The sequence below is a fragment of the Alteromonas sp. G5_S2_22_S1 genome (assembly GCF_054968525.1).
On sequence record NZ_JBQKUJ010000004.1, the window covers coordinates 198,915 to 215,706 of the forward strand.

Genomic DNA, 16,792 nt, shown 5'->3' on the forward strand with positions numbered 1-16,792 from the left:
AAGTGGTCCCACCTTTTATATTTATTCAGCTATACGCTATAAAATAGAACGGAAAACGTATAACCTCTCTGCGCTTTATTATTCAAATTCCACCGTTTGTATTTAAATAGGTGAGCCTAAGGCCTGTTCTCTAGCGCCTTAGTTGTGCAGATTAAGGTAAAAATATTGTTATGAAAATAAACGTATCTGTATTCGGTGAAGTAAACGGTAGCACGGTCAAGGCTTTCACATTAAATAACGCCAATGGCATGTCTGTTACCTTGCTAAATTACGGCGGTATTATAAAAGACATCACTGTGCCAAATGCCGAGGGAAAACCAATACACTGTGTTCAGACCTTTGATACTTTGCAAGAGTACATCGACGACCCTAGCTATCGCGGTGCGATTGTAGGGCGTTATGCAAATAGAATAGGTCATGGCACCTTTTTCTTAAACGGTACGCAGTACACGCTGGATAAAAATGGTGGAGAGCACAACCTACATGGTGGCTTTGCTGGTTTTCACAAAAAAATATGGCAGGCAAGTACGAACGAGTTAGACAACAGTGCTAGCGTAACCTTTAAATTGCATAGTCCTGACGGGGAAGGCGGTTTTCCGGGTAATGTGAAAGTTGAAGCCTGTTATACATTAAACAATGACAATGAACTTTCACTCGAACTTTCTGCTACGACAGACAAAGAAACCCCGTTGAGCTTTACCCAACACGCGTACTTCACCTTAAGTGACGACGATAAAGTGGGGAGTATCCTGCTACACATTGATGCTGAACAAGTGACTGATGCCGACAGCTCGCTATTACCGACCGGTAAATTAGTGGACATTGGCGGTACGCCATTCGATTTCTTATCACTAACCCCCATTGAAAAAAGAGCGAGTCAACAAACATCGCATGCGTTGTTTGATATGGTTGGTGGGTACGATCACAACTACGTACTTCGTGCGGCAAAGGGTAGTGAACCCCAAGCCACTGTAATGGCGCCTGATACAGGTATTTCGATGGAGTTATTCACTACACTACCAGGCTTGCAGTTTTATACAGGTAGCCTTGAGAGTGATGAACAACTCGGCGCGCTGTGTTTAGAGCCACAACATTTTCCCGATGCGCCGAATAAGCCGGCTTTCCCTAACTGCTTCGTTAAGCCTGAGGAAACCTTTAAAGCCGCTATCCGCTATAAGTTTAGAGCCGGTTAATTCCGCTACACTAGTAAAAGAAAATTAATTGTTATTAATTTAACAATTATTTTTCTTTGTTACTTAATTGATAAACCGGAACGCATGCTATATTATTGTTAGGGTAAACGTTTAACCCTATTTTAAGTTGCGCACTAGAGCGTAGCTGGCCTATTCAGAGAGAGTGATTATGGGAACGCCTTTTGACCCTACAAACGATCCACATCGCCGTTACAATCCATTGTTGGGGGAGTGGGTGTTAGTGTCGCCTCACCGTGCTAAGCGTCCTTGGCAAGGGGCCTCAGAAGAGCCTAACAATGAACAAAAGCCGTCTTATGATCCAACGTGTTATTTGTGTCCAACCAATACGCGAGTAAACGGGGAAGTGAACCCTGATTACAAAGGCACGTTTGTTTTTCAAAATGACTTTGCCGCACTTAAGCAAGACACAGAACAAGCTAGCGAGAAAAAGGGCCTATTTCAGTTTGAAACCGAACAGGGGTGTAGCCGTGTTATTTGTTTTTCACCTGACCACAGCAAAACACTGCCTGAGCTTACTGATGAAGAGCGAGTAGACGTAGTTAACATGTGGAAAGCGCAAACTGCTGAACTAGGTAAGACCTATCGCTGGGTTCAGGTTTTTGAGAACAAAGGCTCCATGATGGGCTGCTCGAACCCGCACCCTCATGGACAAGTGTGGGCACAGCAACACATACCCACTGACCCTGCCAAGAAAGTATCGCAGTTAAAGCAATACTTCACTGAAAACGGCACGCCTATGCTTTTAGACTACGCAGAACAGGAAGTGGCGAAGCAAGCGCGTGTGGTTTGCCAGAATGACGATTGGGTTGTCGTTGTACCGTATTGGGCAGCGTGGCCTTTTGAAACGTTACTATTACCACGTTTCAACGTGCAATCCCTGCATAAATTATCTGATCATCAGTCGCTATCACTTGCCAAAATTATTGGTGAGATAACCGCAAAATACGATAATTTATTTGAGACGTCTTTCCCTTATTCAATGGGGTGGCACAGTGCGCCGTTCGATAATGATGAACACCAAGAATGGACGCTTCACGCGCATTTCTTCCCGCCACTTCTTCGTTCAGCGAGCGTGCGCAAGTTTATGGTTGGCTATGAAATGATGGCAGAGGCTCAGCGCGATTTAACGCCTGAACAAGCAGCAGACAGATTAAAAGCACTGCCTACAGTGCACTATAAAAAACGTGAGAAGACGAATGGATAACCAAGTACTTTCTTCAAAATTTGAAGCGCAGTATGGCGAAGCGCCAGCGTTAATCGCACATGCGCCGGGTCGAGTGAACATTATTGGTGAGCATACCGATTATAACGAAGGGTTCGTATTTCCGGCTGCAATCAATTTTGGAACGTGGGTTGCGGCAACAAAGCGCGCAGATAATGACATCGTGGTTACCGCGATGGATTACGAAAATCAGCAAAACCAGTTCTCGTTGTCAGACATTAACTATGACCAAGAACAAGGGTGGGCAAACTATGTTCGCGGCGTAGTGAAAGTACTTAAAGAGGCCATTCCAGATTTTGGCGGCGCTAACTTATTGGTTACGGGCAATGTGCCACAAGGCGCTGGGTTAAGCTCTTCGGCATCTTTTGAAGTGGCTATATTAAAAGCGTTAAGCGCGCTGTATGAGTTGCCCCTAGATGGCGTACAGGCAGCACTGTTAGGGCAGAAAGCCGAGAATACGTTCGTAGGCTGCTCATGCGGAATTATGGATCAGTTAATCTCTGCTATGGGTAATGAAGGCATGGCAATGCTGCTTGATTGCCAGTCGCTAGCCATTGAGCATTCACCACTACCAGACTCGCATCAAATCGTTATCATCAATTCGAATGTTAAACGTGGCTTGGTTGATAGTGAATACAACCTGCGTCGCGAGCAGTGCGAGCAAGGTGCATCTCTTCTTGGTGTGTCTTCATTGCGTGAAGCAACCATTGAAATGCTGGAAGAAGCCAAGCCGCATATGCCCGACGTGGTTTATCGCCGCGCAAGGCACATCATTACTGAAAATGCACGGACGCTTGCAGCTAGCCAGGCTTTAAAAAATGGTGATATCGAAACGGTGAGCGAAGCTATGGCCCAATCCCACATTTCTATGTGCGACGACTTTGAAATTACTGTTCGCCCAATTGATTATTTAGTTGAGATTATTGGTGAAGTATTAGGCAAATCTGGTGGTGTTCGAATGACTGGAGGTGGCTTTGGCGGGTGCGTAGTGGCACTTGCGCCATCCGACAAAGTTGAAGCTGTGAAGCAGATAGTTGCCGATAAGTACTTTGCTGAAACAGGGTATAACGCTGATATTTACGTGTGTACCGCTGCTCAAGGTGCCTTTGCTGAAACGAGTTAGGCACACTGCAAAAATACGGTATGAAGAACTAGCTACCTAGGTTTCTTATCCTAATCTTCTTATATCTCGCTCGAAATGTAACCGCGAAGGACAAATTTATGAAAAATATTAAATCTAGTTAAAAAAAGTAAACAAAGTGTGATACTAATATGAGCTTAGACAAGTGTGGTTTTGGGTAACGTTGAGTTGCATAAGAATGAACACTTGTTTGATTAAACACGTTTTTAAAAACGTGACATCGGTGTGGCAAAAACCAATAGAATAATAAAAACAATTTTTCACCTGTGTACCCTGCATAAAAATAATCGCCGCACCCAAAATAAAAACTTTGGGAAAAACTATGAAATTAGCATCAATAGATATCACATTATTTGTGGTATATGTCGTCGCGCTCGTTGGAATTGCGTGGTGGGTTTCTCGTGAAAAGCAGGGCCACCAAAAAGATACAAACGATTACTTTCTTGCAGGCTCAAGCTTACCTTGGTGGGCAATTGGCGCATCACTTATAGCGGCCAATATATCAGCCGAGCAAATCATTGGTATGTCCGGCTCGGGATATCAATTAGGCCTCGCCATAGCTTCTTACGAGTGGATGGCCGCCATCACGCTGCTTATTGTAGGTAAGTTCTTTTTACCGATTTTCTTAAAACACAAGATTTACACCATGCCTCAATTTTTAGAGCAGCGCTACGACCATCGCGTGCGAAAAGTCATGGCTATCTTTTGGCTAGGCGTGTATGTCTTCGTAAACCTCACCGCCGTGCTTTGGCTTGGTGCCCTTGCCATTAACACCATCGCAGGTGTGGATATGATTTACGGCATGATGTTCCTTGGCCTTTTCTCGCTAACCTATTCCCTTTACGGCGGTCTTAAAGCTGTAGCCTTGACCGACATTATCCAAGTGGTTTTATTGGTGCTGGGCGGTTTGTTCCTTTCATATACTGCGCTGAACTTAATCAGTGACGGCAATGGCGCTATTCAAGGTTTCGTCGATTTAACTAACAAGTTGCCAGAAAAGTTCGACATGATCCTGTCGAAAGACAATCCGCACTATATGGATTTACCGGGTATTTCAGTGCTGGTAGGCGGTATGTGGATAATGAACTTGTCGTACTGGGGCTTTAACCAATACATTATTCAAAGAACGTTAGCCGCAAAAAGCGTACAGGAAGCACAAAAAGGGATTGCCTTTGCGGCTTTCTTAAAGCTACTTATGCCGCTAATCGTCGTGCTACCTGGAATAGCTGCAGTACTTATCGTGCCTGACTTAGCTAAGCCAGATCAAGCTTACCCAAGCTTAATGACGCTTATGCCTGTAGGTCTTAAGGGGATAATTTTTGCGGCGTTAGTTGCGGCTATCGTCTCTTCACTTGCGTCAATGACAAACAGTGTCTCTACTATTTTCACTATGGACTTATATAAAGATAAGCGTCCTAACGAGTCTCAGCAGCACTACGTGAAAGTAGGGCGTATAGTGAGCTTTGTAGCACTGATAATCGCCATGATTGTTGCCAAGCCGCTATTGGGCAATTTCGACCAAGCGTTCCAATACATTCAGGAGTTTACTGGTTTCTTTACACCAGGAATTTGCGCGCTGTTCGTGCTGGGTATGTTTTGGAAGAAAACGACGGCGAACGGTGGTTTGCTTGCCGCCCTCGGCTCGTTTGTACTGAGTATTGTATTTAGACAAGTTTGGCCAGAACTACCGTTCATCGACCGCGTGGGTATCGTATTCCTACTTTGCGTTGCGCTTGCTGTAGTTGTTTCGCTTCTAGAGAAAAAAGGGGTCAGTGAAAACGCCGTTGATATAAACGATGTTGAATTTAAAACCACGAAAGGGTTCAACGTTGCATCAATAGCCGTAGTGCTTGTTACAGCAGCGTTTTACATTACCTGGTGGTAAAATTGATAGGGCGTATTTACTTCATACGCCCTTATCATACTTTATGAAAAACAACGCGAAAGTTCAGAAGACGCTGACAATAAATTTTGCTAAGTTCTAGAATGTGTTGCAGTTGGTAGCGTATAAGTGGGGCGAAAAACTTCAAATTTCCCCAATAAAATACGATATACTAACCGGCTAATATTCGATGAACTTTCGCGCTTGCTGATGTCTTAATTAAAAGAGTTATGCAGCAAGCCACTAAAAACGTTACAGGAGACATCAATGGCAACGAAAGGCGTTAATAAGGTTATTCTTGTTGGAAACCTTGGCAATGATCCTGAAGTTAGATACATGCCTAACGGAAACGCCGTTGCGAACTTAAGCCTAGCAACTAGCGAAAGCTGGAAAGACCAACAGGGTCAGGTTCAAGAGCGCACTGAGTGGCACCGCCTTACAATGTACCGTCGCTTAGCAGAAATTGCCGGAGAGTACCTGAAAAAGGGCTCGCAAATTTACGTAGAAGGTAAATTGCAAACGCGTAAGTGGCAAGATCAGCAAGGTCAGGATAAGTACACCACTGAAATTATCGTAGATCAAATGCAAATGCTTGGCGGTCGCGGCGGTGATGGTGGCGGCGGAAACGGCGGTTACCAGCGTCCTCAAAACAACCAAGGCGGTTATAATCAAGCGCCAGCGCAAGGTGGTTACAACCAGGCTCCACAACAAGGTGGAGGCCAGCAAGGCGGCTATAACCAGAGCCAGGGCCAAGGCGGTGGTTATAATCAAGCGCCGCAGGGTGGTAACCCGTCACAGCCTAAGACTCCGCCTATGGCTGAACCAGACTTCGATTTTGACGACGATATTCCGTTTTAGCTACCTGATACATATCTCGTGTTAAAAATATTATAAGAGCCGCTTTATAGCGGCTTTTTGTTTTGAGCTAAGTTCGCTTAATTATGAGATTGATGCCCGCCATAGCTTCTCTCAATTATCTTAAAATGATTTCAGTATTCACCTATGCGGTTTACCAAATAAGCGTGAACAGCGAGCGATTAAGATTCTCATGTAAGAAAAATCGGGTTTTACAGTGTCAGTAGTAGTAACAGTGGTGGCTTTTCTTTTGTTGTCCCTAAAGAGCGGCATGTTATTTGCCCAAACAGGTGGAAAATGTGAAGGTGAAAAATGCACTTTTCAAAAGCCTACAGTGACCTGGGTACGCCCACCAGAGCTTGGACTTGAAGGCAATGGTGTCAGCATTACAGCGGGCCCGCTTTACGACGTAATGGCCTATCTTTCTACATACTTAAATGGTTATGAACATAAGTTTGAAGTTTACCCAGTGAAGCGTGCATGGTCGCTAGTCCGGAATACGCATTCTTCTGAAAAAGTTTATTGCTTTTATGGGGCTGCCTATCAGAAGGAACGAGTAGAATGGGGATATTTCACCCAACCTACCTCTATTAACTTACCGCTACTGATCGCTGCTAAAAAAGCATTACATTCCTCCTCGAATAAGAAGTTAGTCACCGGGCATGCTAACCCAATGTTGGGTTATTTTGAGTCCGTTTCATTGCGAACACTTCTTCGACAAAACTTGAGAACGGTGCTTTACGACGAAGTGAACAACGTTTATGCCGATACGGTCGAGCAATGGGCTACACCGAATAATGTGGTGCGTTTAAATGGTTTAGGGAAAGATTTAGGCATGCATACAATTGAGCTACTGGAAAGTGGCAGAATTGACTTTGGATATGTAGGTCACCGCGAGTTTTCAGTATTACCAAAAGAAGAGCTCGACGTGCTTCATGTTTATCAAATCAGCGAACTATCGCAAGAGTTAAGAGGAACAAAACGCGTACTTTGTTCTAAAAGTGAGCTAGGGCATATAGTCACTAATGCTTTAGATAATGCATTTACGGACATCATGTCTAACCCTAAGCAAAATCAAATTTTTAGAGACATCAATTTTGCAGCAGATGGATATCCTTCATTTTTTAAACCACTTTTCGATGAAAGGTGGAGTAAAGTTATGGTCAATTAATCATGCGATAGTACGACTTCATTTGGAGCTCTACGAAAATCTATAGTTCAGCGTCACTTGCTAATCAGGTGAGTTAAAAAGTTATCTTACGTGACACCAACCCAATCCTTTTTACCAGTCGTCGCGCCTGAATAATTGGTGATCCCGAACTCCATTTCCAAACTCATCACTTTAGCGTGAGGTTGGAAATGGAGGAGATGCTTACGGTAACTTAGCTTATTCCATCTTCACCAGTGCAATTTTACCCACTTCAATGCCACGCCAACCGTTTTTAGGTGCGCGTTTGAGTGGTGGTAATATAAATTGAAGCCCTGTGATCTGGTGAATATCCAAAGGAGGTTGCTCGTCAAATGGCCCCATGGTAACTGGCATAAACATAGGGTACGCACGAGTTAATAAGGTCGCCGTGGGTTTTAGGGCCGAAACAGGAAGAATCAAGGTTTTCCATTCGTCACTTACAGTAAAATCAGTGCCGTAGGCCAGCCCATCGTTAGCAATAACGCCAAATTGCAACCGGTCGCTATTGCCTAATGAACGAACGCGTAGTGCAATAGCGTTATATTTTTTCAAGGTACGGTCTATCAAAGTGGCATTTTTAGGGAGATCCGTACGCAGTAATGGCCCACCAGATTGAAGGTTATCGTCAAAGACTTTGAGCGTAACTGTTTCGCCCTCGGTGGTCGCCGAAGAGGCCGGCCAGCTCACCGTGTTTTGCGGTGGTACAAACGTCCCTCTCGCTTCGCTTGGATTAAAGAGAAGTACTGGACTGCCCGCAGGTTGCAATATCGTGTGATAGTAAGCATTATTCGAGAAATCCCAATCCTGCGGTTTTCCACGTTGCTTACCAGGGTAAGTTACTGTGGTATTTCCGTCAGTAATGGTAAAGGCGTATTCCAATTTACCTGAGAGTTTCCACGTATTGTCATTCGGTAGTGTAACTTGATAAACCCCTTTATCTCCTTGTTGCATAGGCAAAGTAACGAAGTCACTGTGGCCCTCATAACGTACATTTAAGGTAACGAGGGGATTAGGCGTTACACTTTGCACCGTCGCACTAAAGGTCAGGGTATCACCAAGAGTCCGCTGACGTTGGGGTTGGTGAGTCACTATGGTTTCACCTGGTTTGATTGGCGGTAAGTAATAGGCCGAGTCTATGTCACCTGGTGGCTTTGCCTCTGATGGTGATAGCCAATATACCCCAGGCGTGACAACGAAATTACCTCCTGAAGCCTGAGACTGGTAGTTGTTGCCGTCGTTAACACCAGTCACCCCAAAGCGCTCGCCCAGACCGGGAAGGAAAAGAGTCATGCTATTGGCTTTAACTGACAACCGACTGACTTCTCGGTTAAGACTAGAGTTCTGATGTGGGTCTTGTAGATTGATCACATCGGGGAATACCTCTAATCGCCACTGCGAGTCTCCCAGTTTATCCAAGAAGTATGCACCGGAGCCCGTGTATTTAACCAGCTCAGATGATCCAACCCCTGCAATGTGAGTTAGGCTATCAACATCTTTAGGGCTGCGAGTGGTGCTGTTTGTGTAATAGAACTGTTTAGTATCATCAAACACGGCCAAGTCAGCGAGGTAGTCCAGTGTTGTATGATGAAATTGGTTACTCTGCGGGTAATCTGGAGCTTCATAGTCCTGAGGTAAATTACGAAACTCTTCACCGGCAATCATCAAACTTATTGCTTTCGCTGGCGTATACAATAAATTTAAGTAGTGAGTATTGTAGTCTGAGTTACTGTCTGCAATTACCGCAGGGTCGTAAGCAAACTGAGTGGCCCATTGAAACCCCGCGTCGCGAAAGCTGCGTGCCATCGCGGGGTACGTTACGCTATTTGTGATATCCGCCGCGTCAAATTCGTAAATCATGCGCGCTTTATCACTGCACCCGCTGATATCACTAAATGGGTTGGTATACGTTGAAACCGCAGGCAGTACATTGGTATTCAACGCACTGTATTTTAATAAACCAGTGGGATACCACTGATACGCGATACCATCTATTGACGTGTTACATACCGCTTTGGCAAAGTCTCTCTGGTCACCTTGTTCACTAATGTTATAGAACAAAGGCTTGGTAACACCTGCGTCTTTAACCGTTTTAATTAAGGTTTCGATATACGTCGCACTCTTTTGTGGAGCTAAGCGATGTTTGGGCTCATTAAAAAGCTCAAAGGCGATAATTTCAGGGTCGCTGCCAAGGGGTTGCCCAGTGTAGCGGTTTTTATGCGCCATAAACTGAGTCAGATAGCGCTGCTGGGCGGCAATAAGCGCAGGCTTTTCATTCATATCGTTTTTGCTGTAGCCCACTGCAAATCCAGGCTCAGCGGGATCTGGTTCGGGATAGCCCGTTCCCCACCATGCAATGGGAGTGATGATAGCGCGAATGCCATGCTCTTGAAGGCGCATCATCAAATAATCGAATAACTCAAGATATTCATTGTCGATGAGATTGCCTTCTTTGTCGCTGATGGCTTTGTCCCATACGTGAATGCGATAAGCATTTAGCTTAAGCCGGGCCATATGGTCCACGTCTATATCGATCGCGGCTTTGTGATCAATTCCACGCCGAGCGATAGCGCGATATCCAAAGGCAAACGGCGCACTGTAGTTGGCACCAAACAAGTAGACTGGGTCGCCGTTGTCCCATAACAACCGGCCGTTTTCTACTGTCACGGGTGTAGGGGGTAACGTGGTATCGGTCAAACTTACTTCACTACTTAAGCCCGCTGTAGTTAAGCCCATAGTAGCCAAAACGATTGAGGTTACGAATATTTTTGAGAACATCTTAATTTTCCTACAAGTTAGGCTTCGCGATAGCCGTTAGGGTTAGACGACTGCCATCGCCAACTGTCTTTCACCATGTCTTCTAAGGTGCGGGTGGCTTGCCATCCCAGCACCTCTTTAGCGTGACTTGAGTTGGCGTAACACTGTGCCACATCGCCGGGGCGACGGGGGGCAATTTGATAAGGGATAGGTCGGTCACTAGCTTTCTCGTAGGCTTCTACCATCTCTAGCACTGAAACACCGCTACCTGTACCTAGATTAAAGCAATGACTACCCGGTTTTCCGTGCAATTGCTCCAAAGCGCGAACATGCCCTTCCGCTAGGTCACATACGTGTATATAGTCGCGCACTCCAGTACCATCAATGGTGGGGTAGTCATCGCCAAATACAGCCAGATGGGAGCGCTTGCCCACGGCCACTTGTGCAATAAAAGGCATTAAATTATTTGGGATACCACTAGGGTCCTCTCCAATCCGTCCGCAAGGGTGAGCGCCCACTGGGTTAAAGTAGCGCAAAATAATACCGTTAAATTGAGCGGTGGAAGTCGCAAAATCTTGTATGATTTGCTCTACCATGAGTTTACTTCTGCCGTAGGGATTAGTTGCGCCCACGGGAAAGTCTTCCACAATAGGTACAGTTTGTGGGTCACCGTAAACTGTCGCTGAAGAGCTAAACACTAACGTATGTACGCCAGCCTCATGCATAGTTTCTATTAAAGTCTGGCTGGCAGTAACGTTGTTTCGGTAATAAAGCATAGGTTTTTCAACAGATTCCCCCACCGCTTTTGAGCCGGCGAAGTGAATGACGCCATCAAAGGTGTGCTCGGAGAAAACACGTCTGAGCAGTTCTTCATCCCCAACGTCACCTTCATAATGAGGGATCTCTGTATTACAAATACCTTCTACCCGCTTAAGTGCTTCGATGTGGCTGTTAGAGAAGTCGTCAATTACCACAACAGAATGGCCTGCTTCAATTAACGCGATACAGGTATGTGAGCCGATATAGCCAGCACCACCAGTGACTAATATATGCATGGGTCTTTCCTTACTTTTCAAGTGACAATGTTGCAGGTTTCAGACCTTTGGCAGTAACCGTGATTTCGGCGTTTTTAAGTGTTTCACCAATTTCAATTAATAATGCCCCTTCTCCCCATGATGTGGTAATGGGGCTCTGATTTAATAATCTAATATCGCCTTCAACTTCAGCATTCAGCTCGATGTTATTTGTGCGAACAGGATTGCCCTTAGCATCTACCACTTGTGCGTATACAAATACTTTGTCTTTCACGGAGGGAGTAGGAGCAATACCTGAGGTGTCGAGTCGTAGCGTTAACGCACTGGCTTGTTCAGGCGTAGTGACGCTATGACGGGCGACAATATTCTCACTAATAAGCGCTTCAGCACGCAATGTTCCAGGCTCGAAGTTATCTATTGAGAAGGTAAAGGGAGGATGCGCTAAGTGCGTACTCAAAGCATCAGTGTCGGGGCTTTGCGTCCCAATTAAGCGATCGTTGAGGTAAAGCGCGACGCGCTCGGCATTTGAGTAAACGCGTACATTAGTGCCTGACGTTTCATCCCAATTACTTGCGATATACACCATGGGACCGCTTTCAAATTGCGGGGCCTGTTCGTCTGCATTCCTTTGACTTTGGAAAAAGTAATAGCTGAATTTAGGCTGGCGATAAATACTGGCGATACCCGACGCTTCAATGTCATCGGCATAGCCGCGGTTATAATCAAACATTACCCAGTAACCGTCTGCAAAGGCGGGTACGGTAAAGTTGTCATTGTGGGCTTCTTGAAGGTTCTTTGCCTGTTGCAGCAGGCGCTTTTCACCACTATTTAGTAATTGACGGCTAGTGCGTTCATCTTCCTGCAAATCTTGCCAGCTATCCTGATTTAAACCCGCGTTTTGCGCGTAATATTCCCAGTCCCCGTACTCAGATACAATGTAAGGGACTGTGGGTGTTTCGTAATGCTGCAGTCGGTGTTGGCGGGCTTGTACAAAAATATCGTAGCCGAGTTCCCATCCTGCGGAATAGGCGCCAGGGTATTCGGCATGTACTGTATCAGATAGTGCTGCGATAAATTCGTCCGGCATGTCTGATTCGTTTAATGAGCACTCCCATGCAATGACGCTAGCGTGATTACGGTCTCGGCGTAGCAAATCAGCACACGCTTTTAAGGTATGAGCTTCGAACTCTTTTGTGGGGTTGTAATATTGCCAACCCAATATTGCATCCAGTAACACTAAGCCCAATTCATCCGCCGCCTTCATAAATGCTGTTGAGTGAGGGTAGTGGGACAGTCGAACGTAGTCGAAACCCGCCGATTTGATTTTTACGGCATCGCGGTAATCAGCCTGAGCAGAGGTTGCGTAGCCGACAAACGGATATTCCTGGTGGCGGTTGACACCGCGAAGAAAGGTTTTTTCACCGTTTATCAGTAGCTCATTTTTATCATTGAAGACAAACGAGCGAATACCGATGTTTCGCGATTGATGTTCTATAGTTGTATCGTCGTGCGACAATACAGTGTCCAGTGTGTATAAATTGGGGTGCTGAGGAGACCATAAGGCAGGTTCAGTTACTGTAATTAACTGATTAAAATGACGCTTTTCACCTGCCGGCAGAGTGTATTGTTGGCTTACCTTGTGAACGTCACTTCCATCAAATGACAAAGTTTGGGTTAGAGTAAAAGTTTTTTCTTCACCGCTGGTGTTAGCTACATGTGTTTTAATATTTACTTCAGATTTCACTTTCTCGACTAAAGGGAAGGTGACAAAAACACCGCCACCGGCCACTTCGTTAGCGTGCATCTCATCAGTAATCATCAAGGGATTTTTTACCAGAAGATTAACATCGCGATATAAGCCACCGTAGGTATTAAAATCAAGCAATGTAAGTGGCTTCGGGCCTGTAACGTCATTGTCACGGTTATCTAAGCGCACGCGGAGGGTATTCCTTCCTGACACCAGGTAAGGGCTTAAATCGAAAGTGAATGGTAAATATCCACCTAAGTGAGTACCCACTTTCTCATTATTAAGCCAAACCTCTGTAGCATTCATTGCTCCCTCAAAACGAATAAATACCGCTTGCTCAAGCCACTCTGCCGGCACTGAAAACGATTTTTGATACCACGCAATACCTTGCCATTGGTCATTTACCACTTCAGGCTCTAACCGGGGAGTATGTGGAAGAGCAATATTTTCCCATGCTTGGGTTATTTGCTCAGGCGTAAGCGCCTCATCCGCCTTCTTAAATTTCCAGTCTTGATTGAAAGGAACCACTTCACTTAGAAAAGGCGATGAAGAATGCGGTGGATTAGAAGAAGACGTGAAGGGCTGACACGCGCCTAACCACAACAGACAACAGAGTAAAAAGCTAAATCGGGAAATAGAAGTCATTGCTCTAGCCTAGATGAATTTAAAAATAGACAAGCCTAGTTGGCTTAAACGCAAAAAGGCACTGCCCTTATATGAAAGAGCAGTGCCGATACAACGCACTTACATCGCGTATTGGAAGCCTAACAAATAACGGCGTCCCCATTCAGCGTATTGACGTGGTCGGGTAGGGTCGTTGTCAAAGTATGACGTAGACGCTTCATTCGTTAGGTTCTGACCTTGTAACATTACTTTTAAGTTTTCGGTCACTTCGTAGGCAATGCTGGCATCAACCGTGGCTTCGTCGTCTATAGTGAAAACGGCACCTGGATCCCAGCTACCTACGCTAGTGTATGCACTGCGGTAGTTATATGACACCTTCGCATCAATACCTGCTTTGTAATACCAAAGAGTTAAACTACCTACATTTTTAGATAAGCCACCCATAGTCAATGGGTTGTTTTCAGGCTCAAACTCCGTCACGTTAGTATCTGTATAGCTGTAGTTGGTATAAATGCCCAAGCCATCAAAAGGTTCTGGCAACATGTTAAACGCTTGCTGATACATCACTTCAACGCCGCGAATCTGACCACCATCACCGTTCACAGGGCCGGTAAATTGGTAACTTTCACCATTTATATTAAGTGTATCTGTAGCTGCACCTACATGACTCTTTAGGTCTTTAAAGAAGAGTGACACGGTAAGAGCAGCATCTTCAGCAAAGAAATATTCATAGCCCAGGTCAACTTGGTCCGCGATGAATGGATTTAGCTGGGGGTTACCGCCAGAAGCAGTGTTAACCGTAGAAGATGTGTTAAGTTGTAAGCCTGTACGCATTTCAATGAGAGGCGGACGAGATATAGCACGTGAAAGTCCAAAGCGAATTTGCGAATCTTCCGTAATGTCAAAACGTAAGTTTAGCGCAGGCAGCACCTCACTATAGTCATGGTCAATCGATACCGCAGTTAGCTCTCCCCCGTCAGCTTGCTGAAAACCGGATGAAGTAGATTCGGTACTGATGTAACGCACACCTACATTACCCGTGTACGAGATACCGCCAATTTCACCTAACAGATTAAACTGAACATACAATGCAGTATTAGTTTCTTGAACATTCCAGCTATTAAGTATATCGGCATTAGTCTGGGTATGCTGGTTGCGGTTATCTATCCCGCCAAACGCTTCCTGCGCTACTTCTGACCAATTTCGTATGCTGTAAAGCGCAGGGACGTCATAGCCTTCACCAAGCTCGTAAGTAAAGGCGTCTACATTGGCACTACTATTGGCTACACTTTGTTGCCAGCTAACCACATCATTGTCTTTTTCTCTATCTGTCCAACGCCCGCCGAAGCTCATGGCATCAATAATTCCCCACTCGACTGGCCGAGCGAAATCAAGCTTGGCAGTGATCATTTCATCTTCTAACAGGCGGTCGTTGTCCACTTGCATGTAGTTAAGGCCGTAATCTGTAGCATCGCTTATGTCATAACCGGTGCCAATTGATAAGCGGTCAGTGGTAGTGTCCCAGCTATAGTCCATGCCATTTGCATCAGCATCTGCATCCCAATACCAAGACTGAATGTTCACCCAGCGAGAAGTTATTGAAGCTTCTGAATAGCCAATGTCCGCATTTACCTTCCAAACGTCACCTAACCATTCAGCATTTAAGCCTGTACTGACAAGTTCGTTTTCTTGGAACCAAGTAGAATTATTTGCAGTGTGGCTACCGCCCCACAACATTCCACCTGCAACAATTTGTTCTGAACCATCGGGTTTAGTAATGATTTGCGGTGGGTTACTGGCATTTGCAACGTTCCAGTTATTTAAGCCACCCCAGTTACCCCAGCCGTCGAACCAGATTTGGTCTTCTCGTTCTTCAATATCAAATTTGGAATAAAAGAGGTCATACTTTAGCTCTAAACTTTCATTTGGTAGCCATTGAAGTACCGTCATTGCACCAATTCTCTGGTTGTCACCGCCTTTCGTAGCCGTCTGTGCTCCCCAAGGGGCCGCTTCAGGGATGCCATTACCATTAACATCACCCTGATCAGCCGGAACATTGTTGTATTCCCACGAGGTAACATCTTTTTGTAGAGAGGGTTGGTCTTGAACGGCAACGCCAAACGCAATACCAAATGTATCTGAAATAGGGTCGATATAACTGAAATTAGCGCGATAACCTTGGGAGTCGGCTGTGGGAATATCGTCAGCTAAAGGGTAACTCATCAAGTGCCCGCTGATGTTGACGGCCCTTTCATCTTTGGTCAAGGGTTCAACGAACTGCATGTTAACTAGGCCAGAGATACCCCCTTCAATATTACTTGCTAAAGGGCTTTTAAATACTTCAACTGAGCTAATAAGCTCCGCAGGGAATTGTTCATAACGAACACTACGACTTGGTTCACCGCTAACAATTTCTCGGCCATTCATGGTTGCAAGGTTAAGGCGCGGCCCCATACCTCGAATAGAAATCTGACTCGCGTTTCCGCGATCACGGTCTGCTGCAATACCCGGTAAGCGCGCGAGGGCATCAGTGATTGTCACATCGGGAAGTTGTCCCAGGTCATCCGTGGAGATAATTTCTACCGTCGAATCAGCTAACTTCTTATGCTGTAGTGAACGGGTTAATGTGCTACCGAAACCACGGACAGTGATAACTTCGGTTTCGCTGATATCAGCTTGTTTATCAACATCGGCCGCTTCTTGTGCTGAAGCAATGCTGATATTTAAGCATTGCGCTACCGCTAGTGCAGTCAAACCTAACTTGAATTGTGTCTTCATTCTATTACCCCCAAGGTAAATTTTTTAATAGTGTCTTGAGTCGTGTCGAGTGTGTTTTTAGCGTCTTGGTAGGCGTTTGTAGGGATGGCTACCATAAACAGTAACAACTTTATAACATATTTGGGTAAACGTTTACCATAAAAATATTCAGAGAAATTGAATGTTTTATAGACGGTAATAAATAGTAGGCTGAAAACAAAGAATGCTGTCGAGGTGAGTTTGAGCGCTGCACACTAGATTTTTAGGGCTCTACAATAACTTTTTGAATGCAGAGATTTTACTTAAATACAGAGCTTTCAGGTTGTTTGTAGAACGGTGCGGTATGGGAGGAAGGAAAACGATAATGCCCTAA

At 45.2% G+C, this 16,792-nt stretch carries 10 protein-coding genes; 6 read left to right on the plus strand and 4 right to left on the minus strand.

What is annotated here, in order from left to right:
* Positions 1-170: 170 nt before the first annotated feature.
* From ACTRWF_RS06885 to ACTRWF_RS06910, 6 genes are all read left to right on the plus strand, one after another.
* A complete protein-coding gene (locus ACTRWF_RS06885; protein ID WP_015065960.1) occupies positions 171-1,193 on the plus strand; it encodes an aldose epimerase family protein in 1,023 nt (340 codons plus the stop codon).
* A 169-nt stretch (positions 1,194-1,362) separates the two neighbouring features.
* Positions 1,363-2,418: a UDP-glucose--hexose-1-phosphate uridylyltransferase gene (locus ACTRWF_RS06890; protein ID WP_012516750.1), complete on the plus strand. Its 1,056-nt coding sequence runs from the start codon at positions 1,363-1,365 to the stop codon at positions 2,416-2,418.
* The gene (gene galK, locus ACTRWF_RS06895; RefSeq protein ID WP_015065961.1) at positions 2,411-3,559 is read left to right on the plus strand and encodes a galactokinase; all 1,149 of its coding nucleotides are present in this window, start codon (positions 2,411-2,413) and stop codon (positions 3,557-3,559) included. Before ACTRWF_RS06890 ends, galK begins: the two co-directional genes overlap by 8 nt.
* A 340-nt stretch (positions 3,560-3,899) precedes the next feature.
* On the plus strand, positions 3,900-5,462 hold the full coding sequence (locus ACTRWF_RS06900) for a sodium/sugar symporter (RefSeq protein WP_015065962.1): 1,563 nt from the start codon (positions 3,900-3,902) through the stop codon (positions 5,460-5,462).
* Between the two features lie 264 nt (positions 5,463-5,726).
* Positions 5,727-6,317 (plus strand): single-stranded DNA-binding protein, encoded by a 591-nt coding sequence (locus ACTRWF_RS06905; protein ID WP_012516753.1) that lies wholly within the window; start codon positions 5,727-5,729, stop codon positions 6,315-6,317.
* Between the two features lie 214 nt (positions 6,318-6,531).
* Complete coding sequence (locus ACTRWF_RS06910; protein ID WP_041702419.1) at positions 6,532-7,485, plus strand: hypothetical protein; 954 nt, start codon at positions 6,532-6,534, stop codon at positions 7,483-7,485.
* Positions 7,486-7,701: 216 nt separating this feature from the next.
* On the opposite strand, the gene ACTRWF_RS06915 is transcribed toward ACTRWF_RS06910, so the two are convergent.
* The 4 genes from ACTRWF_RS06915 to ACTRWF_RS06930 form a co-directional block, all read right to left on the minus strand.
* The gene (locus ACTRWF_RS06915) at positions 7,702-10,278 is read right to left on the minus strand and encodes a CIA30 family protein (protein ID WP_015065964.1); all 2,577 of its coding nucleotides are present in this window, start codon (positions 10,276-10,278) and stop codon (positions 7,702-7,704) included.
* 17 nt (positions 10,279-10,295) lie between these two features.
* Entirely contained in the window at positions 10,296-11,312 is a 1,017-nt protein-coding gene (gene galE / locus ACTRWF_RS06920; RefSeq protein ID WP_462835285.1) for a UDP-glucose 4-epimerase GalE, read from the minus strand.
* Positions 11,313-11,322: 10 nt separating this feature from the next.
* Positions 11,323-13,683 carry a glycoside hydrolase family 2 TIM barrel-domain containing protein gene (locus ACTRWF_RS06925; protein ID WP_342326042.1) on the minus strand — a complete coding sequence of 787 codons (2,361 nt, stop codon included), beginning with the start codon at positions 13,681-13,683 and terminating at the stop codon, positions 11,323-11,325.
* A 99-nt stretch (positions 13,684-13,782) separates the two neighbouring features.
* On the minus strand, positions 13,783-16,440 hold the full coding sequence (locus tag ACTRWF_RS06930; RefSeq protein WP_462835286.1) for a TonB-dependent receptor: 2,658 nt from the start codon (positions 16,438-16,440) through the stop codon (positions 13,783-13,785).
* Positions 16,441-16,792: the final 352 nt, after the last annotated feature.